The sequence below is a fragment of the Streptomyces sp. NPDC043876 genome (genome assembly GCF_056435825.1).
The window spans coordinates 45,360-67,425 of the sequence record NZ_JBWKDV010000014.1 but is presented as its reverse complement, the minus strand read 5'-3'; the positions used below and the strand labels follow the sequence as shown (position 1 = coordinate 67,425).

General features: G+C 72.4%; 21 protein-coding genes. All 21 read right to left on the bottom strand.

What is annotated here, in order from left to right; genetic code table 11:
• Positions 1–37: 37 nt before the first annotated feature.
• A complete protein-coding gene (locus AC0693_RS33465; protein WP_469337105.1) occupies positions 38–685 on the bottom strand; it encodes an NADPH-dependent F420 reductase in 648 nt (215 codons plus the stop codon).
• A complete protein-coding gene (locus AC0693_RS33460) occupies positions 682–1,284 on the bottom strand; it encodes a dTDP-4-dehydrorhamnose 3,5-epimerase family protein (protein WP_356407431.1) in 603 nt (200 codons plus the stop codon). Before AC0693_RS33460 ends, AC0693_RS33465 begins: the two co-directional genes overlap by 4 nt.
• Positions 1,285–1,445: 161 nt before the next feature.
• Positions 1,446–2,966: a DHA2 family efflux MFS transporter permease subunit gene (locus AC0693_RS33455; protein ID WP_469337107.1), complete on the bottom strand. Its 1,521-nt coding sequence runs from the start codon at positions 2,964–2,966 to the stop codon at positions 1,446–1,448.
• Positions 2,967–3,158: 192 nt separating this feature from the next.
• Positions 3,159–3,629 (bottom strand): ester cyclase, encoded by a 471-nt coding sequence (locus tag AC0693_RS33450; protein WP_351051401.1) that lies wholly within the window; start codon positions 3,627–3,629, stop codon positions 3,159–3,161.
• Between the two features lie 135 nt (positions 3,630–3,764).
• A complete protein-coding gene (locus AC0693_RS33445; RefSeq protein ID WP_356407425.1) occupies positions 3,765–4,337 on the bottom strand; it encodes a cupin domain-containing protein in 573 nt (190 codons plus the stop codon).
• Positions 4,338–4,384: 47 nt separating this feature from the next.
• Entirely contained in the window at positions 4,385–5,929 is a 1,545-nt protein-coding gene (locus AC0693_RS33440; RefSeq protein ID WP_478803848.1) for an MFS transporter, read from the bottom strand.
• A 60-nt stretch (positions 5,930–5,989) separates the two neighbouring features.
• Entirely contained in the window at positions 5,990–6,925 is a 936-nt protein-coding gene (locus tag AC0693_RS33435) for a TauD/TfdA family dioxygenase (protein WP_478742189.1), read from the bottom strand.
• Entirely contained in the window at positions 6,922–8,547 is a 1,626-nt protein-coding gene (locus AC0693_RS33430) for an AMP-binding protein (protein WP_478803847.1), read from the bottom strand. The genes AC0693_RS33435 and AC0693_RS33430 overlap by 4 nt, the downstream gene beginning before the upstream one ends.
• A complete protein-coding gene (locus tag AC0693_RS33425) occupies positions 8,537–9,190 on the bottom strand; it encodes a thermostable hemolysin (protein WP_468470798.1) in 654 nt (217 codons plus the stop codon). Before AC0693_RS33425 ends, AC0693_RS33430 begins: the two co-directional genes overlap by 11 nt.
• Before the next feature lie 28 nt (positions 9,191–9,218).
• Entirely contained in the window at positions 9,219–10,439 is a 1,221-nt protein-coding gene (locus tag AC0693_RS33420; protein WP_356407411.1) for a phytoene desaturase family protein, read from the bottom strand.
• A gap of 93 nt (positions 10,440–10,532) precedes the next feature.
• On the bottom strand, positions 10,533–11,525 hold the full coding sequence (locus tag AC0693_RS33415; RefSeq protein ID WP_478803929.1) for an aldo/keto reductase: 993 nt from the start codon (positions 11,523–11,525) through the stop codon (positions 10,533–10,535).
• Positions 11,526–11,647: 122 nt separating this feature from the next.
• Positions 11,648–12,541, bottom strand: coding sequence for an ester cyclase (locus AC0693_RS33410; RefSeq protein ID WP_356407408.1), 894 nt, complete (start codon positions 12,539–12,541; stop codon positions 11,648–11,650).
• 20 nt (positions 12,542–12,561) lie between these two features.
• A complete protein-coding gene (locus AC0693_RS33405; protein ID WP_356407405.1) occupies positions 12,562–13,701 on the bottom strand; it encodes a 3-oxoacyl-ACP synthase III family protein in 1,140 nt (379 codons plus the stop codon).
• Between the two features lie 2 nt (positions 13,702–13,703).
• A complete protein-coding gene (locus AC0693_RS33400; RefSeq protein WP_478803846.1) occupies positions 13,704–16,067 on the bottom strand; it encodes a beta-ketoacyl synthase N-terminal-like domain-containing protein in 2,364 nt (787 codons plus the stop codon).
• 26 nt (positions 16,068–16,093) lie between these two features.
• Complete coding sequence (locus tag AC0693_RS33395; RefSeq protein WP_478803845.1) at positions 16,094–17,383, bottom strand: beta-ketoacyl-[acyl-carrier-protein] synthase family protein; 1,290 nt, start codon at positions 17,381–17,383, stop codon at positions 16,094–16,096.
• Complete coding sequence (locus AC0693_RS33390; protein WP_478803844.1) at positions 17,380–17,793, bottom strand: 3-hydroxyacyl-ACP dehydratase FabZ family protein; 414 nt, start codon at positions 17,791–17,793, stop codon at positions 17,380–17,382. Before AC0693_RS33390 ends, AC0693_RS33395 begins: the two co-directional genes overlap by 4 nt.
• Positions 17,790–19,085, bottom strand: a complete 1,296-nt coding sequence (locus AC0693_RS33385; RefSeq protein WP_469339094.1) for a beta-ketoacyl-[acyl-carrier-protein] synthase family protein — start codon at positions 19,083–19,085, stop codon at positions 17,790–17,792. The genes AC0693_RS33390 and AC0693_RS33385 overlap by 4 nt, the downstream gene beginning before the upstream one ends.
• Positions 19,082–19,534: a hotdog family protein gene (locus AC0693_RS33380; protein ID WP_478742757.1), complete on the bottom strand. Its 453-nt coding sequence runs from the start codon at positions 19,532–19,534 to the stop codon at positions 19,082–19,084. Before AC0693_RS33380 ends, AC0693_RS33385 begins: the two co-directional genes overlap by 4 nt.
• Positions 19,535–19,574: 40 nt before the next feature.
• Positions 19,575–20,342, bottom strand: a complete 768-nt coding sequence (locus AC0693_RS33375; protein ID WP_356407388.1) for an SDR family NAD(P)-dependent oxidoreductase — start codon at positions 20,340–20,342, stop codon at positions 19,575–19,577.
• Between the two features lie 111 nt (positions 20,343–20,453).
• On the bottom strand, positions 20,454–20,879 hold the full coding sequence (locus AC0693_RS33370; RefSeq protein WP_356407386.1) for an acyl carrier protein: 426 nt from the start codon (positions 20,877–20,879) through the stop codon (positions 20,454–20,456).
• 78 nt (positions 20,880–20,957) lie between these two features.
• The gene (gene fabD / locus AC0693_RS33365) at positions 20,958–21,926 is read right to left on the bottom strand and encodes an ACP S-malonyltransferase (protein WP_469320040.1); all 969 of its coding nucleotides are present in this window, start codon (positions 21,924–21,926) and stop codon (positions 20,958–20,960) included.
• Positions 21,927–22,066: the final 140 nt, after the last annotated feature.

Here is a 22,066-nt window from a genome sequence, read left to right as displayed (position 1 = left end):
GTTTCCCCTCCCCCGGCGGGGAGCGAGCCGACGCCGTTCAGTGCGCGATGGAGAGGCCGAACGGGACGAAGCCGTGCCGGGTGATGAAGGGGCCTAGCATCAGAACGGTCCATTCCAGGGCCCGTGCGGTGTAGAGGCCGCCGAGGTCGAGGATCCATGCGCGCGGCCAGCCGAGGTCCCCGAGCAGCGCCGACAGTTCCTCCTTGGCGTGCGGGTCGTCGCCGGAGAGGAAGGCGGTGGCGGGGGCGGGCAGGATCCGCGGGGCGGTCATCACCGAGTGGTCCATGGTGTTGAGGGCCTTGACCACCCTCGTCCGGGGCAGGACCCGCTGGATCTCCTCCGCGAGGCTGCTGTCCGGGTAGAGGGGGGCGACGGGGAACCCCTCGGGGCTGCGTTCGGCGGCGTTGGACACGTCCACCAGGATCCGCCCGCGCAGGGCGGGTTCGAGGTCGCGCAGCAGGGCGACGGAGACCTCGCCGGGGGTGGTGTTGAAGACGATCCCGGCGTGCTCGGCCGCCTCGGCGTGGCCGGTGAAGCGGACGCCCGCGGCCAGCGCCGGGTCGTCGGCGGGGCGGGGGCGCTCCGGCCGGGTGGAGCCGGTCAGCACCCGGTGGCCGGCGGCGGCGAGCCCGGTGGCGAGGCTGGTGCCGACGGCCCCGGAGCCGAGGACGGCGATGTCCGTCACGGGCGGTGGCCGGGCCCGTAGGAGGCGACGGCCTGCTCGTACGTGGGCAGCAGGCCCAGCGCCACGGCCTCGGCCAGGGTCGGGGCGAGCGCGTCCTTCTCGGAGCGCACCAGCGGCTCGGAGGTGTTCCACGGGATGCCGAGGGCGGGGTCCAGGGCCTGGATGTCGACCATGGTGCCCGGTACGTACTCCTCGGAGCAGAGGTAGTTCATGCAGGTGTCGTCGGTGAGCGCGAGGAAGGCGTGGCCGAGGCCGTCGGCGAGGTAGACGCCGATGCCCGACTCGGCCTCCTGCACGGTGGTGTCGAACATGCCGAAGGTGGGCGAGCCGACGCGCAGGTCGACCACCACGTCCAGGGCGGCGCCGCGCACGCAGGTCACCAGCTTCGCCTGGCCCGGGGGCAGGGTGGTGCCGTGGATGCCCCGCAGGGTGTTCCGCGAGGAGACCGAGAAGTTGACCTGCTTGACGGTGAAGGGCTGGCCGCTCAGTTCGGTGAGTTCGCCGATCCGCCAGGCCTCGAAGAAGCGGCCACGGTTGTCGGTCAGCTGCGACGGCGTGATCCGGAAGGCGTCCCGGACCTTCATCTCCTCGATTGCCATGCTTCCTCGGTTCGTTGTCGGCGGCGTGAACAGCGGGCCGTCCGATCCTCGGGGCACCGGCTCCGGCCGCGCTCGAACCGGGGTGGAGCGCGCCGGGCACGGCCGATGGCCCCCGCGGTCGGACGCGGGGGCCATCGGGTCGTGCGGGAGCGGACCGGTCGTCAGCGCACCGACGCGGGGGCCGGCTTCTCCGCGGACTTCTTGCCGCCGGAGACGGCGGGCGCGGCCTGCGACGGCACCGCCGGCGCGGAGCGCTCGGCCACCGGCGCGGCGGCGGGCTGTACGCCCTTGCCCTTGCCGGGGGCGATCAGCATGGACAGGGTGGCCAGCGCCACCCCGATGGCGCCGACCCACATGGCGGGGACGAGCCCGTCCACGAAGTTCTGCGGGGAGGCGTAGCCGCCGTTGGCGCTGAAGATGGAGGCCAGCAGGGCCACGCCGAGCGCCGCGCCGACCTCACGGGTGGCGGCCGTGACACCGGAGGCGATGCCCTGTTCCTCTTCCTTGACGGAGCCCATGGTCAGGTTCATCAGCGGTGCGTAGAAGAGGGCCATGCCGGCGCCGCAGATCATCAGGGAGGGCAGCTGGGCGACGTAGGAGACGTTCGGTTCGAGGATGAAGGCCCAATAGACCATGCCGCCGGTCATCATCGCGAGGCCGAGGGTGACGACGGGCTTGCCGCCGATCTTGTCGGAGACCATGCCGCCGATCGGGGCGACGACCATCGGCATCGCGGTCCAGGCGAGCAGCCGGACGCCGGCTTCCATGGCGCTGTAGCCCTGGATGCTCTGGAGGAACTGGGTCATCAGGAAGATCGCGCCGAACATGCCGACCGACATCAGGGTGCCGGCCAGGTTGATCGCGGTGAAGGCCCGGATCTTGAAGAGGCGCATGGGGACCATCGGGTGGGCGGTCTTGTTCTCCCAGACCACGAAGACGCCCATGACCGCGACGCCGCCGATGAGGGAGGCGAGGACGACGGGCGAGGTCCAGCCGTCGCCGTGGCCCTTGATCAGGCCGAGGACGATGCCGAACAGGCCGATGCTGGCGAGGATCGTGCCGACCGCGTCGAGCCGCGAGTTCGCGACCTTGCTCTCGGCGAGCTTGCGCCAGGACATCGGGGCCAGGGCCAGGCCGATGGGCACGTTCAGCCAGAAGATCCACTGCCAGGAGATGTGCTCGACGATCGCACCGCCGACGAGCGGGCCGGCCGCGATGGACAGGCCGTTGACGGCGCCCCAGATGCCGAGCGCCGTACCGCGCTTCTCGGCGGGGACGGCGGCGGTCAGCAGGGTGACGGAGAGCGGCATGATGATGGCCGCGCCGGCGCCCTGGATGGCGCGGAAGGCGATGAGTTCGTTGATGCCGGGCGCGAGCGCCGCGGCGGCCGAGGCGCCCGTGAAGAGCAGCAGGCCGAGGACGAACATCCGGCGGCGGCCGAAGCGGTCACCGAGGGCGGCACCGAACATCATCAGGACCGCGAAGGACAGGGTGTAGGCGTTGACCGTCCATTCGAGATCGGTCAGGCTGCCGCCGAGTTTCTCCCGGATGGTGGGCAGCGCCGTGATGATCACGAGGTTGTCCAGCCCTGCCATGAAGGAGGCGAGGCTCGTGGTGAGGATGGCCCAGAAGACCACCCCCTTTGCTCCACCGGCCGAGGCTGGGGGGTTGACGGTGCTCATCCGAGCATCCTTTCTGGAGGCAATGTCAGTAGGAGATGCTCATAACTCATCCGTGACACAGGCCGTTTCGGCGCTCACGACGCTACGGAACCGGACTACAGCCCTCCTCGATTCGTGGTGGACCCGGGGACGCACGGAGCCACCCTCCCCGGAACGGGGAGGGTGGCTCGGGTCCGGCGCGTGCGGGGGAGGTCAGGCGAGCTGGCGCTGGAAGGTCGCCATGTCGAAGTACAGCGTCTCGTCGACCAGGACGTCCCCGTCGAAGTGGAAGAACACCGCGACGGGGGCGTCGATGGACTTGCCGAGGTTGGGTATGCCCCGGTAGTCCGCTTCCTGCTTGCCGCGGGCCTGGGCCTCCAGGATCACGGCGGTGGGGGTGTGGTGGACGTGGTGCAGGTCGTGCTCCAGGTTCGGGAAGGCCGCCTTGAGGTCGGCGAAGTAGCCCTTCTTGATGGCTTCTTCACCGATCAGCGGGCCCTCTTCGAAGGCCTGGATGCGGTAGATGCCGCCGCGCGGGAAGGTGGCCAGGACGCCGTCGATGTCCCAGGCGATCTCGGCGACCGTGTGCGCGAGGACGACGGCCTCGCGCCGCTTGCGCAGGTCGGCGTCGGGCTGCGGGAGATCCGCGCCGGGCAGGGTGAATTCGTGCTGTTCGGTGGCCATGACCGTTCCTCCGCGCGTCGACCGGCTTGATGTCGCAGACGCTAGGGCCGCGACCTCGTGTCCCGCTCGAACGCCAGGGCGGACGGGCCGGTCGGTCGGACGGGGGGGGTGGTCGGGGGGGCCGCTCGCGGACGGTCAGGCGTGGGCGCGGGCCGGCTCCGTGCGCTGCTGCTGCGGGGGCTTGTAGGAAGGGCGGTATCCGCAGGCCAGGCCGACCGGCGCGAGCAGGGTGCACAGCGCCATGTCGAGGGCGAAGGGCCGGCCGGTGACGACGCGGTACTCGTCACGGAAGCCGAGGGCGAGCAGCGGCATCTGCAGGGCGGGTCCGGAGGCGCTGAGCCGGCCTTCGTTGGCCAGGCCCCACAGCGTCTCGAAGACCTTCTCGGTCTGGTAGGCGGGGGTGGTGCGCCAGACCATCCGGGTGGTCTCGGGGCCCGGGTTCCACATGGAGTGGCGCACGCCCGGCGGGATGTAGAACTCGGCGCCCTCGGTGTACTCGTGTTCGACGCCGTCCAGCTGGAGGACGATCCGGCCGCCGCGGACCTGCATGACCTCGGTCTGCTTGGGGTGGTAATGGACGGGCGGCTTCAGGACGGCCGGGGCGTACTCGACCTCGACCTCGACGTAGGCGCCGTTGGTCTGGGAGGCGGTGGTGAGGAAGGTGAGCCGGTCTTTTCCGAGCTGCAGGGTGTCTCCGGGGCGTGCCATCGGATGCCTCTCCTTGGTGTCCGGGGGGGGTGGTCAGGGCGAGGGGGTCAGACGGTGGTGGTGCTCGGCGCGGCGGCGGCCGCCGTGCCGGCTTCGGCGGGAGCCCCGGCGGGCCGGGCGCGGCGCTTGCCGGGGAGTCCGAAGTAGGCGTTCAGCAGGTTGAGCACGCCGATGCCCACCGCGATCCAGAATCCCAGGTGCAGTCCGTCCACCCAGGCGATCGCGGGGATCCGCCCGTCGGCGAGTTCGCCGTTGGTGCGGGTCATGGCGCTGGTGGCCACGGTCGCCACGCCGAGCGAGGCGCCGACCTGGAAGGCGGCGACCAGGACGCCCGAGGCGATGCCCTGCTGCTCCTGCGGGATGTCGGACACCCCGTGGACGTTGACCGGGATGCCGCAGCACTGCATGGAGGCGCCGAGGATCAGCAGCGCGGGCAGCACGTCGAGGAGGTAGTTCCCGTCGTGCGGCGCCCGGGTCAGCAGGACCAGGCCGATCACGGAGCCGATGGCGCCGAAGAGGTAGACGGGGCGGGGCCCGGACCGGTGCATGATCCGGGTGGCCGGGGCGGTGATCAGGATGGCGATGACGCCGAGCGGCAGGAAGGCGAAGCCGGACTTCAGGGTGGAGTAGCCGAGGCTGCGCTGGAGGTAGTAGCTGCTCAGGAAGAGGACGGAGGCCTGGACCCCGCTGGTCAGGACGCGGCCGACGCCGGCGGTGACCAGGGAGCGGGTGGCGAAGAGCTGGAGCGGCATCAGCGGGTCGGCGACCTTGCGCTCGACCACGACGAAGGCGACCAGCAGGGCCACCGCGGCGACGGCCGGGACCAGCACGTACGGCACCGAACCCCAGCCCTTGTCCTGGATGTTGACGATGGCGTACACGAGGGAGGCCAGTCCGCCGGTGACGGCGACGGCGCCCAGCACGTCGGGTGTGGAGCGGCTCGTGGACTCGGTGCGGCCGCTCGCCAGGATCAGCACGCCGACGACGGCGACGACCCCGAAGGGGATGTTGATGTAGAAGATCCACCGCCAGTTGAGGCTGTCGGTGATCAGACCGCCCGCGATGACGCCGAGGGTGCCGCCGAGCCCGGCCAGCGCGGCCCAGATGGCGAGGGCGGTGGTGCGCTCCTTGCCCCGCGGGAACATCGTGGTGACCAGGGACATCGCCGCCGGGGACAGGAACGCCGCGCCACACCCCTGGAGGGCGCGCGCGGCGATGAGCAGGCCGGTGCCGTCGGCGAGGCCGCAGAGTAAGGAGGCCGCGGTGAACAGGACCGCGCCGAGCAGGAACGTACGGCGGCGCCCCCAGCGGTCGGCGGTGCGGCCGCCGAGCAGCATCAGGCCGCCGAAGCACAGGATGTAGCTGGTCAGCACCCATTCGATGCCGGTGGCGGTCGCCTTGAGGTCGGACTGGATGGCGGGCAGCGCGAGGTTCACCACGGTGGTGTCGAGGAGCACCATGAACTGGGCGAGGGCGACGAAGACGAGCAGGCGCCATCGCCGGGGGTCGGGCGGGGTGTCGGTTCCCGGTTCCCCGGGGGACGCGGCCGCTGCCTGGTCCTGGATACGGGGTGCGTTCTTCTCGGTGTTCATGGCTCCCTCTCGGGTGGGCCCGCCGCTCCCGGCCCCGCGGCCGGGAGCGGCGCAGTCCGGTCAGGCGGCAGTGGCCTCGATGTAGCTCAGGGCGTTGTAGATGGTCCGGTTCGGGTCGGTGATGGCGCGGCGGCCGTGCATGACCCGGGTGTTGTCGATGACGGCGGCGTCGCCGTCCCGCCATTCGAGGTTCTCGGTGATCCGTGCGGTCACGGACTCGACTTCGGCCAGCAGCTCTGCGGACAGCTCGGTCCCGTCGGCGAAGGTGATCGTCGGCTTCTCGTAGTTGAAGGAGGGGCCGAGGATGCTGTTCGCGAACGAGCGCCGCTCGCCGAAGACGGTGCTTCCGGCGGCGGGGGTGCGGAAAGCGTAGCGGATGCCGCCGTCCGCCTCGGCCTGGATTTCGGTGCCGGGCAACTGGCCGGCGAGGGCCAGGAGTTCCTCCACCTGGATGTCCTCGGCGGGCTTGGTCTTGCCGAGCAGGTGGTGGGCCATGGCGCGCCACTGCTGCTCGCCGACGTAGCGGCTGTAGACGATGTCCTGGGCGGCGAAGGCCTCGCGGGCCTCGGGGCTGAGGGCGTCCCAGACGCGGTAGCCGTCGCAGACGGTGGTCTGGGAGCCGGAGGAGGCGGCCTTCTCGCAGAAGAACCAGGCGACGTGGGCGCGGAAGGGGCTGTTGCCGTTCTCGGTGTGCAGGCCGACCTCGGCGAATCCGGCGTCGACCTTCTGGGCGACCTCCGAGTAGAAGTCGCGGGCCGGGTCCAGGGTGGTGGAGGTGGAGGTGGCCTGCACCAGGGCGGTGAAGGAGTCCATGTCGGAGGGGGTGAAGCCGCGCAGCAGCAGGAATCCCGCCTCGGCGAGCAGGGCGCGCAGGGTCGTGGGGTCGATGTCCGCGAGGCTGCCGCCGTCGACGGGCTCGACCAGCAGGCCGCTGCCGGTGCCGTAGGGGGTGGTCTTCACTGCGGTGCTCACTGCGGTTCTCACTGCCGTGCTCATGCCTTCTCCTCGGTCGTGTCCCCGGCCGGGGCGCTCTGGTGCCCTCGCAGCACGTGGGTGCGGATGACGTCACGGCGCGGGCGTCCGGTGACGGTGAAGCAGGTGGCGTACTCGGGGTCGTCCTCGGACATGAGGTGGACGACGGCGGCGCGTTCGATGCCGGAGAGGCGTTCGGTGCCGAAGGCGTCGATGCGCGCGCGGGCGGTGTCCTGGTCGAGGCCGGCCTCGATGACGAAGAGGCCGTGCACCTGGTCGAGCCCGTCGGCGACGATGGCGGCTTCGCGGACGAAGCCGAGCTCGCGGTAGCGCGCTTCCACCCATTCGGGGGACACGTTGCGGCCGCTGGAGGTGATCACCATGCTCTTCTTGCGGCCGGTGATGCGCAGGTAGCCGTCCTCGTCGATCTCGGCGAGGTCGCCGGTGTGCAGCCGTCCCTGCTCGTCGACGACCACGCTGGAGGGGTCCTCGCGGGTGTAACCGGCGAAGAGGGAGGTGCTGCGGATCAGCAGTTCGCCGTCTTCGGCGAGTTCCGCCTGGACGTGGTCCAGGGGGCGGCCGACGGTGCCGAAGCGGACCTGGCCGGGGAAGTTCCAGGAGACCACGGAGGAGTTCTCGCTGAGTCCGTACCCCTCGTGGACGGTGACCCCGTAGGCGTCGAGGCGCTGGAGGATCTCCGCGGGTACGGGCGCGCCGCCGCAGGCGATGAAGACGGAGCCCTCGTGCCCGAAGATGCGCCGGCGCCGCTCGGGGATGCTCTCGCCGGGCTGCTGGTCGCTGAGGGCGAGGAAGAGTCCGGCGACGGTGGGCGGGACGACCAGGGCGGTGGGGCGGGCCTGGCGCAGCAGGCTCAGCATCCGGGGGGCGGCGTCGGCGGCGGTGCCGACGAGCGCGGTGCCGGGCGGCAGGAAGGAGACCGAGCCGCCGGCCAGGAAGGGCATGTAGAGCCCGGCGACCTGTTCGATGAGCAGGCTCAGCGGGACGATCGAGAGGTAGCGCTCGAAGACGGCGCTCTCGGTGCGGGCCCGCAGGGAGGTCAGGAGCGCGTCCAGGCCGTGGCGGCGGATCTGGACGCCCTTGGGGGCGGAGGTGGTGCCGGAGGTGTGGATCACCTTGATGACGGCGTCCTCGGCGGGCACCGCCGGGTGGGGGATGCCGGCCGACGGGGTCTCGGCGAGCAGCGCCTTGATGTCGACGGCGGTCACCGGGCAGCTGTCGGGGAGGACGCCGGGCCCGCTGTCGGCGGCCCAGCGGGCCAGGGCGCGGGCGCCGCCGTCGTCGACGTAGCAGAGGTCCGCGGTGTCGAGGAGGGAGGCGGCCTGTTCGGCGGCGAAGGCGGTGGGGACCGGGACTTCGACGGCGGCGGCGAAGAGGGCGGCGAGGTCGGCGACGACCCACTCGGGGGAGTTCTCGGCGAGCAGCCCGACCTTGGCGGGGCGGCCGTGCGCGGCGGCCCAGCGTTCCAGGTGCCCGGCGAGGACCAGGGCCGCGCCGATGATCTCGCGGTAGCTCCAGGTGGTGCCCGTACCGCCCTCGCCGGACAGGACGCGGACCATGACGGCGTCGCTGCCGGCCCGGTCCAGGAGGCCCTGGGCGAGGGAGACGGGCTCGTTGTCATGCGGCACGGGAGAGCACCTTCGCCTGCGGGCGGTTGCTGAGCAGCCGCATGTCGACGGATTCGAAGCAGTAGCGGCCGATGGCGGCGAGCAGCAGGGTGCTCTGGTCGACCGCCTTGGCGTAGCCGACCATGGGCCGCGTGTCGTAGTACGAGCCCCAGGAGGCGACCTCCTCCGGCTCCAGCCGGTCGGGCGAGGCGTCCGCGAGGGGGTGGAAGACGCAGCCGAGGCGCTGCATGAGCTCGGCGAGCCGGCCGGTCATGGTCATCACCGCGTACGGGCGTCCGAGGCAGGCCATGACCAGGGGGATCGACTTGATGATCTCGCCGCCGGCGGAGGCGCGGATGGAGGCGATGTTGCCGATCTGGAGGACCTGGTGGCGGCCGACGGGGTCGCCCACCTCGGCCGCGATGACCTCTTCGATCGGGGCGTCGAGGTAGCGCTCCAGCAGGATCGGCTCGTCCTCGGGGAAGGAGAGGCCCGCGCAGGCGAGGACCTGTTCGCGGCCGTTCTCGTCCTCTTCGAAGAAGGCGAGGAAACCGTCGGGGTCCGGGTTGATGGTCGCCTGGTACTGCTTGGCGAACACCTCGCGGGCCATCTCCCTGGCGACCAGCCAGTCCGGGGTACCGCGCTCGGACAGCGTGATTCTCATGGGTGGTGCGCCCCCTTACAGGGTCGAGTTACAGGGTGGAGTGGGCCGAGAGGACGGACCGGCTCACCGCCTGGGCACCGGTCGGGCGGCGGCGCGTCACCGGCTGGGCCCGGACGGCGAGTTCGGCCGCGTGCAGGGCGCTGTTGATGGAGGTCTCGGCGAGGATGCCGGGGGCGGCGACGGCGTCGCCGATGAGGTAGACGCCGTCGCCGCGGTCGATGGCGGGGCGGTCGCGCCAGCTGAGGCCGGGCAGGTCGAGGGCGCCGGTGCGGCCGCGGGAGACTCCCTCGCGGCGCCACTGGATGCGGTCCTGCCAGCCGGGGGTGGTGAGGTCGAAGAGCTTCTCCAGGCGGGCCAGGGCCCCGGCCTTCGTCTCGCCCGGGCGGATGGGCATCTGGCCTTGGAAGAGGGCCTGCCCCTTGGGCGCGAGGGAGGGGTCGTGGTCGGAGTACTGGGAGGTGAAGCCGCCCTCGTCCATGTCGAAGGAGACGTTGCCGTCCTTCTTGGAGTGGGTGACGGCCATGTCGAGCAGGGCCGCGGTGCCGCTGGGCCAGTCGAGGGTGGGATCGCCCAGCAGGCCGCGGGAGGCGGCGAGCGAGGTGGCGACGATGACCGGGCCGTCGGTGGGCAGTTCGGTCAGGCGCGAGTTGGTCTCGATGACGACGCCGTGGGCCTTGGCCCGGCGTTCCATGCGGTCGATGACCGTGCCCCAGCCGCCGATGAAGTACCGGCTCGGGAGCGGGAAGCGGGGGGTGCCGACGCGCAGCAGCCGCTCCCAGACGAAGGCGGCGGAGAGCCGGCCGGGGTCGCCGTCGAAGAGGATCGGGCCGAGGAAGCCGAGGGCTTCGTTGACCGTCTGCTGCTCGAAGCGCTCACTGGCCCAGTCCTGGAAGGACCGGTCGATGGGGACCTCGATGTCCCGGTGCATCCAGGTCATCTTCATGTAGCCGCCGGGCAGCGTCATGCGCAGCTTGCCCTGGTGGCGGAAGCGCATGCGGGTCCACTCGTGGAAGGAGAGGCGGACGTAGTTGCCGGCGAGGCCGCGCTGGAGCAGCCAGTTCCAGCAGGGGCCGTTGTCGAAGAAGGTGTGGGGGCCGTCGTTGGTGACGTAGGGCCCGGTGGCGGAGCGGGAGCGGCCGCCCAGGTGGGCGTGCGCCTCGTGGACGGTGACGCGGGCGCCCTGCTCGGCGGCGGATATCGCCGCGGTCAGTCCGGCGAGGCCGCCGCCGATGATCGTGATGTTCGCCATGGTTATCGCACTCACTCACCTTTGGGATGCGCGGATTCGCGGGTTCGCGGGCCGTTGCTCGGCCGCCGGGCCGTCGCTCGGCCGGGCCGTTTCTCAGCCGTCGAGCGTGGCCATGGCGCCCGCGGGATAGCGGTCTCCCACCAGGCTGCCGTGGGGGGCGATCCGGTCGAGGGCCGCGAGGTCCTGCGCGTCGAGCGCGACGGCGGACGCGGCGATGTTCTCTTCCAGGTACGTGACCCGCTTGGTGCCGGGGATGGCCACGACGTCCTCGCCCTGGGCCAGCACCCAGGCCAGGGCGAGCTGGCCGGTGGTGACGCCCTTGGCGGTGGCGAGGGCTTCCAGCTGCTCGACGACGTGCAGGTTGGCGTCGAGGTTCTCCTTCTGGAAGCGCGGCGCGATCCGGCGGAAGTCGTGCTCGGCGAGGCCGTCGAGGGTGCGGATGCGCCCGGTGAGCAGGCCGCGGCCGAGCGGGCTGTAGCCGACGAAGCCGATGCCGAGTTCGCGGACGGTCTCCAGGACGCCGTTGGCCTCGACGTCGCGGGTGGCGAGCGAGTACTCGGTCTGGACGGCGCTCAGCGGGTGGACGGCGTGGGCGCGCCGGATGGTGGCGGCGGAGGCCTCGGAGATGCCGAGGTAGCCGACCTTTCCGGCGGCGACCAGGTCGGCGAGGGCGCCGAAGCTCTCCTCGACGGGCACGTCGGGGTCGACGCGGTGCAGGTAGTAGAGGTCGAGGCGGTCGGTGCCGAGCCGGCGCAGGCTGCCTTCGACGGTGGAACGGATGTATTCGGGGCGGCCGTTGAGCTTGCCGGTGATCTGCCCGTCGGGGCTGACCTCGTTGCCGACCTTGGAGGAGACGACGACCTCGTCCCGGCGGCCCGCGATGACCCGGGCGACGAACTCCTCGTTGGAGTGCGGTCCGTAGAAGTCCGCGGTGTCGAGGAGGTTCACGCCGAGTTCCAGGGCCCGGTGGGCCGTGCGCAGGGCTTCCTGGTCGTCGGCGGGCCCGTAGGCGAAGGTCATGCCCATGCATCCGAGCCCCTGCTCGGAGACCGCCAGCCCCTGGCTGCCGAGCTTTCGTTGCCGCATCATCCACGCCTTCCCCGGGTAGTTTTCATCCCTAGAAACTCTAGCAGCGATAGCTCTTGAGAACTAGCAATGAAAGAGTCAATACCTAAGCTAGACAGCCGACCTGACGAAGCGTCGGGTGCTCAGCCGCCCGCCACCAGTTCGGCGGTGACCGACGACCAGCCGTGCCCCTGCTCCGCGGCCCCGCCCTCGGCCAGCGCCGCGTACGGATCGCTCCCGAAGACCTCGCCCGTCTCCCCGCGCAGCCACACGTCGAAGGCGTTCCCGGACTCCCGCAGCCGCTTCGCCGCCCCGGCCGGATCGCGCGCCTCCAGCTGGAGGACCACCACGTCCCGGTCGCCCACCCGCTGCGCCGCGAAGGACTCCTGGAGGATCCCCGCCCGGCGCCGGGAGGCCTCGTACTCCCGCAGGCGCTCCCCGGAGAGCTGCGCCTGTACGTCCTTCCAGCGCGCCGCCCGCTCCGCCGGCAGCTCCAGCACCACGGTCGCCGGCTTCACCGTCCGCCGGGCCGCCGCCTTGGCCGCCCCGCGCGCGGCCGGGGCCAGGCGCCGCATGCCCAGCACCGAGAGCATGTTGGACTCCACGCCGATGCCCCAGCGCTCGGCGATCAGCCCGTTCTCCAGCAGCCGCCACACCACCACGCCGGTGAACTCGATGAACTGCCCCGTGGGCGGCATGCCCAGGAACTCGCCCGAGTGCGTGCCGCGCCAGGTGTTGTGGATGACCACGTGGTCCCCGGCGGCGCTCATGTCCTCGATGGTCACGTGCAGGTCGGGGAAGCCCTCGCGCAGACCCGCGATGGTGTACTTGACCCCCTCCAGCCCCTCGGGGGCGCCCGGCAGCGGCTGGTGGTCGATCATGTCGGGGCTGTAGATCCGGTCGACGATGGAGAAGTCGCCCCGGTTGACGAAGGTGTCGAAGACCGAGCGGATGGTCTTCTTGTTCCGCTCCTCGACGCTCTCCCCGACGCTCACTGCGGTAGCCACCTCGGTGCGCTCCGTCTCTTGTATCGACACGTCCGTCCGTCCTTACGTCGTCACTTGGCGGGGGTCGGGGCGTCCCAGGTGAGGGTGAGCCCCGCGTACAGGTAGCGGCTCGCCTCGATCGCGAGCAGCAGGACGGTGTCCCCGGGCGTGATCCGCCCGTCCACCCAGCCCGCGTCCAGGGCCAGCGGCACCGCGGCGGAACCGGTGGCCCCGACGTCGGTGAGGTTCTCCACGATGTTCTTGCTCAGCGTCGCCTGGTCCTCGGCGGACAGGCCCGCGGTGCCGTACTCGCTGGCGAAGTACTCGGCGTTGCCCTCGGGCAGCACGCACGCGTCGATGTCGGCGAGGGCGAGGCCGGAGCGGCGCAGCATGTCGTGGATGCCCTCGACGAAGACCCGCGGCCCGAACTTCGCGGTGCCGGGGATGTCGAGGCTGATGTCCATCAGCCGCTTGCGCTGCTGCTGCTCGTGCAGCGGCGCGTCCGTCCCGCCGCCGGTGATCAGCATGCCGGGCTTGCGCGCGCCGCCCATCGAGCGCGTGGCGAAGACCTGGCGGCTGCCCGCGTGCGCCGAGCCCTCCTCGCCCGCCTTGAGCACCAGCGCGCCCGCGCCGTCGCCGAAGGTGTAGACGGTGAGCCGGTCGCGCATCCGGACCTTGTACGGGTCCTTGCCGAGGAAGATCGGCGCGAGCAGCGGGGAGACCGCCTCCGAGCCGATGACCAGGGCCGTCCGGTAGGTGCCGTCGGCGAGCTGGCGGCGGGCGATGTCCAGGGCCTGCACGGCGCCGACGCAGCCGGCCCGGACCTCGATGACCGCGCAGTCCTGCAGGCCGAGCTGCTCCTGGACGTAGGTCGCCGCGACCGGCAGCAGGTAGTCGGGGCTGGCGGTGGACATCACGATCAGCTCGACCTCGGACGCCTCCATGCCCGCCCGCTCCAGGGCCTGGCGGGCGGCCGCGGTGGCCATGGCGGAGGTGGAGGTGGTGTGGGCGCCGGTGGCCGGGTCGATCAGCCAGTGTCTGCGCTCGACCTGGATGCCTTCCAGGACGTCGTCCGGGAGCGGTCCGCAGACCTTGGCCAGGGCGTCGTTGTCGAGGGGGGCGCCGGGCAGGTGGGCGCCGGTGGCGAGGATCGATACGTGGCGGGTGGGACCGGCGGAGGTGGCGCCGGCCGGTGCGGTACTGGCTGACATGGTCAGTTCTCCGTTGCGGGACGCAGGACGAGGCTGATGTGGGTACCGCCGAGGGAAGAGCTGTTGATGAGCACCGGCCCGCTGCGCAGACCGTTGTCCCAGCCGGTGACGGCGAGCAGGGCCGCCAGCTGCGCACCCGCGCCGACCGGCTCGCCCAGGACGCGCTTGGGGCTGTGCACGGGCGCTCCGCCCGCCGCGGCGAGGCGGCCGGTGGCCAGCGTCTCGGGGGCGTCGGCCCGCTCCAGTCCGGCCGCGTTGGCCCAGATCCCGGCCAGTTCGCCGGGCTCCACCCCGGCGTGGGCGAGCGCCTCGCGCATGGCCCGTTCCACGCCCTCGCCGTCCTCGTCCCAGCGGCCGATGCCCTGGGCGTCCGAGGCGGTGCCGTGGCCGGCGAACTCGGCGAGCACCTTCGCGCCACGGGCCCGCGCGGTGGACTCCCGCTCCAGCACGAGCGCGATGCCCGCCTCGGCCAGGGTGTAGCCGGATCCGGCGAACAGCGGCAGCTTGCGGTAGGCGTCCAGGACGCCCGGCGAGAGGTCCTCGACCGCGGGGCACAGGACCGCGTCGGCGCGGTGCTGGAGCAGCAGGTCGTGGGCGACGGTCAGGGCGGAGGCCCCGGCCGCGTGCCCGGTGGTCACGGTGGAGGTGGGGCCCTTGGCGCCGACGTTCATGGCGACCTGGCCCGCGGCCGCGTTGAAGACGGTGTTGGGGAAGACGGCCGGGCTGCCGTGCGAGGGGCAGCCGCCCAGCACCGGGAGCAGGAACTCCTCGATGCTGCGCATCGGGCCGAGCCCGGTGCCCAGGACCACGCCGACGCGCTCGTCGGCGGTCAGTCCCGCGTGGTCCAGGGCGCCCTGGCAGGAGGCCACGGCGAGCTGGCCGAGCCGGTCCATGCGGCGGGCGACGCGGCGGTCGATGTAGGCGTGCGGGTCGAAGTCGGCGCGGGCGACGTTCAGTCCGCCCTCGTCCACGCCCAGCGGGACGCCCTCGCTCCAGGCCCGCCACAGCGCGTCGGGGCCGTCCCCGGCGGAGGTGATCGCCGCGAAGCCGGTGATGACGATCTTCTCGGCGGCGGGCGGGGCCGGGACGGTGAAGCGGTGTCCGGAGGGCCAGCCGAAGGCGACGCAGGCGTTGGCCCCGGCGAAGGCGAAGTTGTTGGAGAGCGCGGCGTTCATGGCCAACGAGCGCCCGGGGTCGGGCACCGCGTCCAGGCCGCACTTGGGGTCGACGCCGGTGAAGTTGGCGGTGGGCGGCGCGATCTGCTCGACCAGGGCCTTGACGGTGACGATGGCCTCGACCGCCCCCGCGGCGCCGAGGAGGTGGCCGATCATCGACTTGGAGCTGCTGAGCGCGGTCTTCTCGGCGGCCTCGCCGAAGGCCGCGCGGACCGCGTTGGACTCGGCGGAGTCGTTCTTCGGGGTACCGGTGCCGTGCCCGTTGATGTAGGCGACGTCCTCGGGCGCGATGCCCGCGGAGGCCAGCGCGCCGCGGATCGCGCGCGCGGCGCCCTCGCCCTTGGGGTGCGGGGCGGTGGCGTGGTAGCCGTCGGCGGAGAGCCCGTAGCCGAGCACCTCGGCCAGGATCGGGGCGCCCGCGGCGCGCGCCACGGACTCCTCGGCCAGCACGAGCATGCCCGCGCCCTCGCCGAGCGAGAGGCCGTCGCGGTCCCGGGAGTAGGGCGCGGCGGGCTTGGTGGACAGGGACTGCAGACTGGTGAAGCCGGCGAACGCGGTCTCGGTGAAGGCGTCGGAGCCGCCGACCAGCATGGCGTCGGCGCGGCCCGCGGCGATCGCCTCGGTGGCGTGGGCGATGGCGTGGGCACCGGAGGCGCAGGCCGTGTTCACGGACAGGGAGGGGCCCTTGAGGCCGAAGGCGCTGCTGAGCGCCTCGGCTATGGCCTGCGGCGGAACCAGCAGGTAGTGCCGGCCGTCGTCCTCGGGGGCGGTGTCGTCCATCGCTCTGCGGGCGAGCAGCTCGGCGCTGCGCAGGCCGCCGTTGCAGGAGCCGAAGGCGACGCCCCAGCGGTCGGCGGGCAGCGCGCCCAGGCCCGCCTGCTCCATGGCCTCCTCCGCCGCGAGCAGCGCGAAGTCGGCGGCCGGTTCGCGGACCTGCCCGCCGAAGGCGGCCAGGTAGTCGTAGACGGGGCGGCGGTCGGTCAGGACCTCGCCGCCGATCTCGGTGTCGTAGCCCTCCATGGGCATGCCGCGGACCGGGCCGATGGCCGTGTGTCCGGTGCGGATGCCCTCCCACAGCGCCTCGGCGCCGTCGCCCTGTGCGGTCACGGCGCCGACTCCGCAGATGACCACGGTGCGGGTGCGGCCCGGGCCGTCCTGCGGGGTGGTGTGGTCGTAGACGTCGTCCGTCATGTCCGCGCTCCTTTCGGGTGTGCCGGTCATGAGACCCGCCTCAGCGCCACCGCCACCGCCTGGCCTTCCAGGCCGCGGGCGAGGGCGAGTGCGCTGTCGGGCCGGGTGTCGCGCGGGGTGAGCGGGACGTAGTCCAGGTCACACTCGGCGGCGGGGTGGTCCAGGTTCCTGGTCGCCGGGATGATCCCGGAGTCCAGGCTCAGTGCGGCCACGGCCGCGTTCAGCGCCCCGGCGCCGCCGACCAGGTGCCCGGTCTGCGGTTTGACGCTGCTGATCTGCGCCGCCTTGGCGGACGTACCGAGCGCGTCGTGCAGGGCGATGGTCTCGCTGGCGTCGCCCTGGACGGTGGCGCAGCCGTGCGCCGCGATGTAGCTGCCGTCGGGGAAGATGCCGCCCGCGTCGGTCAGGGCGCGGCCGATGGCGCGGGACAGGCCGCGCGCCCGGGCCTGCGGACTGGGCGGCCGTACGCAGTCGTTGCCCGCGCCGAAGCCGGTGACCTCGGCGTAGCAGTGGGCGCCGCGGGCGAGCGCGTGCTCGCGCTCCTCCAGGACGAGCAGGGCGGCGCCCTCGCCGAAGACGGAGCCGGAGCGGTCCCGGTCGAAGGGGCGGAAGGCCTTGTCGCCGAGTTCGGGGCGGGTGGTCAGGACGCCGAGGCCGTCCATCTTGGACATCGCCCACCAGCCGGTGGCGTCGTCGTAGCCGCCGGCGACGACGATGTCGGCCTCGCCGCGGCGCACGGTGCGCATCGCCCGGCCGATGGCCATGGCGCCGGAGTCGGCGGTCCCGGCGAAGTAGGCGTTGGCGCCGCGGATCCCGTACTTCTCGGAGATGTGGAAACCGGCGGCGGGCTGGAGGCCCTCGACGAAGAAGAGCGGCGCGACCACCGAGGAGGCTTCCTGGCCCAGCTTGTACAGGTCGGGGGTGCCGTCCTCGGCGCGCACGGCCTGGAGCTGGGTGATCAGCTCGTCCATGCGCGGCATTTCCTTGTTGCTGCCCAGGAAGAGGCCGGCCCGGTGCCCGAGGTCCTTCTCGCCGTCGAGGCCCGCGTCCCGCAGCGCCAGGGTGGCGCCCGCGAGGGCGAGCTGGTCGCCGCGGCACAGCATGCGCAGGGTGCGGCGGCTGGCCCAGTCGGTGGGCCGGAAGTCGGGGATCTCGGCGCCGATGCCGGTCTTCAGCGGGGCCGGGTCGTAGGCGCGCAGCGGGCCGATGCCGCTGCGGCCCTCCAGCAGGGCCTCCCAGGTCGGTGCGGCGCCCTGGCCGATCCCGGTCATCAGGCCGATGCCGGTCACCATCACGCGCCGCCTGTTGTCGCTCATGCTGTGCCCTCCCAGGGCTTCTCGGCGCTCACGAGGGTGAGGACGCGAGCGGCGGCGACCACACGGCCCTCGACCTCGGCGGTGGCCCTGACATCGGTGCTGTGCTCGGTGCGGCCGATCACCTCGACGGTGATCCGGACCTGGTCGCCGGGTCCGACGAAGTGCTTGAAGCGCACCCCGCGCACGCCGCCCAGGCGCCAGTCGGCGGCGCCGCCCGCGACCGCCTTGGCGAGGGTGGCCATGGACTCCAGGAGCAGGACGCCCGGCAGGATCGGGTGGCGGGGGAAGTGGTGGTCGAAGGCGGGCAGGGTGGCCGGCACGTTGCGGACGCCGACGCCCCGTTCGCCGGGCACCAGTTCCTCCAGCCGGTCGAAGCCCGGGACGGCGGGGGTGGCGAGCGAGGTGGTCACGCGTCCTCCCGCGGGGCCGTGATGACGAGGGCGGTGTTGCTGCCGCCGAAGGCGAAGGCGTTGATCAGGGCCGCGCCCACCGGCATGGGGCGCGCGGTGTGCGGTACGTAGTCCAGGTCGAGGCCGCGGTCGGGCTCGTCGAGGTTGACCGTGGGCGACACCAGGGAGTGCCGCATCGCGTTGACCGCGGCGAGGACGCCGAGGCCCAGGCTGGCCGAGGTCAGGTGTCCGGACATCGACTTGGGGGCGCTGACCACGATGCGGCCCGCGTCGGCGCCGAACACCTTCTTGATGGCGACCGTCTCGGACTGGTCGTTGCCGTGGGTGCTGGTGCCGTGCGCGACGACGTAGTCGATGCCGCCGGTGCCGAGGCCCGATTCCGCGAGGGCGCCCTCCATCGCCTGGATGGCGCCGGAGCCGTCCGGCGGGGAGTCGGTGATCCGCCACGCGTTGAGGGTGGAGGCGTAGCCGATGATCTCGGCGAGCACGGTGGCGCCGCGCGCACGGGCGCTGTCCAGGTCCTCCAGGACCACGGCGACGGCGCCCTCGCCGATGACGAAGCCGGAGCGGTCCGCGGCGAAGGGCCGCGAGGCGTGCGTCGGGTCGTCGTTGTAGCGGTCGGTGAGCGCGCCCAGCAGGCTGAAGCCGAGCAGGTCGAGCCAGGTGGTCAGCGAGTCGTAGCCGCCCGCGACCATCATCTTGGCGTCGCCCTCCTGGATGGCGCGGTACGCCTCCCCGATGGCGTGCCCGGATCCGGCGCAGGCGGTGCTGATGCCCATCATCGGGCCGGTGCCGCCGACCATCCGGGCCATGGCGGCCAGCGGGACGTTCTGGTCGTCGGTCAGGGTGACCGCCGGGGGCTGGCAGATGAAGGCGTCCGGCGCTCCGCTGGTGGCCCGCAGGTGGCCGATGTCGAGGAGGGCCTGGAGTTCGGGGCGGCCGACGCTGGCGCCCATGGCGACCCCGCGCTCGTCGGCCGGGTACACCTCCTCGGACACCTGGTCGATGCCCGCGTCGCGGACCGCCTCCCAGGCGGCGGCGACGCCGAACTGGCCGACCCGCGAGAGGTGCTTGCGGCCCACGTGCGCCGGGATGGCCTTGGCCGCGTCGAAGTCCTTGACCTCGGCCGCGATCCGTACGGGGAACCCGGTGGCGTCGAAGGTGGTCAGCGGGCCGATGCCGCTGCGCCCGGTGGCGAGTCCCTCCCAGGTGGTCCCGGCGTCGTTGCCGAGGGGGGTGACCGCCCCGATGCCCGTGATGGCCACGCGCTTGGTCTGGCTCGTACCGCTCATCCCACCGGCCCTCCGCCCTGTAGCTGTCGCGCCATGCGCGCCGTGTTCGCCGGGTCGTCGAGCCGCTCGGCGTCGATGAGCGCGCACAGGATGCCGCTCGCGTCCAGGACGGTCTCGCCGTCCACGGTGACCGTGCCGTCGAGGATCGCGGCCTCGTCGGTCATCGATTCGATCCTGGCCTCCATGCGGAGCACCTCACCGGGCCGTATCGCGCGGCTCGCGGTGGCCTCGCCGACGGCGAGGAGCGCGGCGCGCAGCCGGTGGTCGGTGCTGAGCATGATCAGCCAGGTGGCCGACTGGCACAGGGCTTCGAGGGCGAGCCCGAAGGGCATCGCGGGACCGCCGCCGGTGTGCTGCCAGTAGTCCTCGCCGACGGAGGTGACCTTGCGAGCGGTGATGTGCTCGCGGGGTGTCCAGGATTCGATCCTGTCGATCAGATGGAATCGCATCGTCGTCTCTTCTTCCGGTCCTTTCGATCCTCGCGGTCCGTCACGGACGGCCGATGCCGAGCTGGGCGGAGAACCCGCCGTCGACGCAGAGCAGTTCGCCGGTGGTGTAGCCGGAGTCGGGGCCCGCCAGGAAGACGGCGGCCGCGGCGACCTCCTCGACGGTGGCGAAGCGGCGCAGCGGGATCTGCTTCTTGATGGACCTGCCGCCGTCCTTCTCCATCACCTCGCCCACCAGTTCGGTCGGGGTGAAGCCCGCCAGGACCGCGTTGACGCGGACGCCGAAGCGGGCGAACTCGATGGCGGCGGCGCGGGTGAAGGAGTTCAGCGCGCCCTTGGAGGCGGAGTAGTTGGACTGGCCGATCCAGCCGGTCTCGCCCATGGCGGAGGAGATGTTGACGATGGTGGCGTTGCCCGTCGTCATGAACAGCTCGCTGACGGCGTGGGTGCAGTGGTAGGCGCCGCCGAAGTTGACCTTCATGACGTTCCACCAGGCGTCGGGCTTCGACTGGTAGATCAGCCCGTCGTCGCTGATGCCCGCGTTGTTGACCAGGATGTCCAGGGCGCCGAGCCGCTCCACGGCCTCCGCGACCAGGCGGGCCGCGTCCTCGGGGTCGGAGACGTCGGCGCCGATCGCCACGGCCCGGCCGCCCGCCGCCTCGATCTCCCCGACGACCGCCAGGGCTTCCTCCTGGCGCGAGCGGTAGTTGACTGCGACGGCCGCCCCCTGTTCGGCCAGGGCCAGGGCGATGGCCTTGCCGATGCCGCGCGAGGCACCGGTGACCAGGGCGGTGCGGTCCTTCAGCTTCATCTGTCTCTTCCCGTTTCTGCTGCGAGGCGGGCGGCCTGGGTCTCTGGTGGGGGAGGGAACGGCGGGGGGCTCCGGGGCACCGTCGACCCGGAGCCCCCGCCGGTCTCTGCGCTACGCGGCGGCGGCCGCCGCGCGGGCGCGCTCGGTCAGCAGGTCGGTCAGGTTCTGGACGGTGAACAGGCCCAGCACGCCCTCGGCCGTCAGCGGCTCGCTGAGCTGGCTGCGGTCGAACTGCGGCAGGACCTTCTCCAGGTGGGTCAGACCGGTGTCGTTGACGACCTCGTTCTCGTCGCCGAACTCCTCGTCCGGGATGCCGCCCTGGAGCAGGTTGGCGATGTCGGCCACGGTGATCTTCACCTTGGTGGCGCGCTCCACGCGGAAGAGGATGTCGAGCAGGTCGATCGACTCGGCGCCCAGCTGACCGAGCAGGGTCGCCTCGGGCACGGCCTCGGCCTCGTCGATGCCGAGCGCGTCGGCGATGGCGGCCTGGACCGCGGAGAGGTAGTCGGTCGAGATGGTGGCAAGGGTTTCGGGCACCGTGGGCTGCCTTTCAAGAGGGTGGGCAAGGCGGGTTGTCAGGGCTGGGGTGGGAAGGCGTACGGGTCGGGCCGCGGCTCAGGCAGCGGCCGCCGTGGCGGGCTCCGGCCTCAGGTCGCGGAGCAGGGTGGTGATGCGCCGCGCGTCGTTGGTGCTGCGGACGGGCGCGTCGGGCGCGACGCGGCCCGCGAAGCCGCTGAGCACCCGGCCGGGACCGGCCTCCAGGTAACCGCCCGCGCCGAGCGCGGACGCCGCCTCCAGGACGCCGACCCAGCGCACGGGGCCGGCCAGCTGGCGGCGCAGCAGGTCGCGGGCGTGCGCCCCGTCGCGGACGAGGCCGGCGGTCACCGAGCTGACGACGGGCACCCGGGGCGCGTGGAACGTGGCCCGCTCCAGCGCCTCGGCGAACTCGTCCTCGATGGCGCCCATCAGGGAGCAGTGGAAGGGGGCGGAGACCTTGAGCGGCACGGCGCGCTCCGCGCCGGCCTCCAGGGCGAGCCGGGCCGCCTCGGCAACCGCCGCGCTCTGCCCGGAGATCACCGTCTGGCCGGCCTCGTTGTAATTGGCGACCTCGACCACCCCGAGCGGGGCGGCCGCCGCGCAGACCTCCTCGATCCGCGCCGGGTCCAGGCCCAGCAGCGCGGTCATCGCGCCGGAGACCTTCCGCGAGACCCCGGCCATGAGCTGCCCGCGCACGCGCACCAGCCGCAGCGCGTCGTCCGCGTCCAGCACCCCGGCCGCGATCAGGGCCGTGTACTCGCCCAGGCTGTGCCCGGCGACCGCGCCCGGTACGAAGCCGGTCTCGGCGCGCAGGATCTCGTACACGGCGAGGCTGGTGGCGACGATGGCGGGCTGGGCGATCTCGGTCGGTGCCAGCGCCTCCTCGGGAGCCGTGGTGCACAGCTCGGTCAGCGGGAGGCCCGTCGCCTCCTCTGCCCGGGCCAGGACGCGTCCGGCCGTGCGGGGGTGTTCGCGAAGGAGATGCCCCGCCATGCCCGCGCGCTGCGAGCCCTGTCCGGGAAACATCGTGAATAGGTTGTCGATCATCCCCGTTCCTACCTCACTGACTTGTGGCCGATAGGTCATCGAGCCGTCGGCGACCGGTTTTCGACTCTGTGAATCTGGCACTCTGTTCTGGCGCATTCCTCGAATTGACCTCGACTGCCGCCGAAGGTCCCGCCATTGAC

Bases quoted from the DNA above. Each gene is read 5' to 3' on its own strand.
- AC0693_RS33460 (WP_356407431.1), bottom strand. From the start codon at position 1,284: ATGGCAATCGAGGAGATGAAGGTCCGGGACGCCTTCCGGATCACGCCG.
- AC0693_RS33455 (WP_469337107.1), bottom strand. From the start codon at position 2,966: ATGAGCACCGTCAACCCCCCAGCCTCGGCCGGTGGAGCAAAGGGGGTG.
- AC0693_RS33450 (WP_351051401.1), bottom strand. From the start codon at position 3,629: ATGGCCACCGAACAGCACGAATTCACCCTGCCCGGCGCGGATCTCCCG.
- AC0693_RS33445 (WP_356407425.1), bottom strand. From the start codon at position 4,337: ATGGCACGCCCCGGAGACACCCTGCAGCTCGGAAAAGACCGGCTCACC.
- AC0693_RS33440 (WP_478803848.1), bottom strand. From the start codon at position 5,929: ATGAACACCGAGAAGAACGCACCCCGTATCCAGGACCAGGCAGCGGCC.
- AC0693_RS33435 (WP_478742189.1), bottom strand. From the start codon at position 6,925: ATGAGCACGGCAGTGAGAACCGCAGTGAGCACCGCAGTGAAGACCACC.
- AC0693_RS33425 (WP_468470798.1), bottom strand. From the start codon at position 9,190: ATGAGAATCACGCTGTCCGAGCGCGGTACCCCGGACTGGCTGGTCGCC.
- AC0693_RS33420 (WP_356407411.1), bottom strand. From the start codon at position 10,439: ATGGCGAACATCACGATCATCGGCGGCGGCCTCGCCGGACTGACCGCG.
- AC0693_RS33415 (WP_478803929.1), bottom strand. From the start codon at position 11,525: ATGCGGCAACGAAAGCTCGGCAGCCAGGGGCTGGCGGTCTCCGAGCAG.
- AC0693_RS33405 (WP_356407405.1), bottom strand. From the start codon at position 13,701: ATGTCAGCCAGTACCGCACCGGCCGGCGCCACCTCCGCCGGTCCCACC.
- AC0693_RS33400 (WP_478803846.1), bottom strand. From the start codon at position 16,067: ATGACGGACGACGTCTACGACCACACCACCCCGCAGGACGGCCCGGGC.
- AC0693_RS33395 (WP_478803845.1), bottom strand. From the start codon at position 17,383: ATGAGCGACAACAGGCGGCGCGTGATGGTGACCGGCATCGGCCTGATG.
- AC0693_RS33385 (WP_469339094.1), bottom strand. From the start codon at position 19,085: ATGAGCGGTACGAGCCAGACCAAGCGCGTGGCCATCACGGGCATCGGG.
- AC0693_RS33380 (WP_478742757.1), bottom strand. From the start codon at position 19,534: ATGCGATTCCATCTGATCGACAGGATCGAATCCTGGACACCCCGCGAG.
- AC0693_RS33375 (WP_356407388.1), bottom strand. From the start codon at position 20,342: ATGAAGCTGAAGGACCGCACCGCCCTGGTCACCGGTGCCTCGCGCGGC.
- fabD (WP_469320040.1), bottom strand. From the start codon at position 21,926: ATGATCGACAACCTATTCACGATGTTTCCCGGACAGGGCTCGCAGCGC.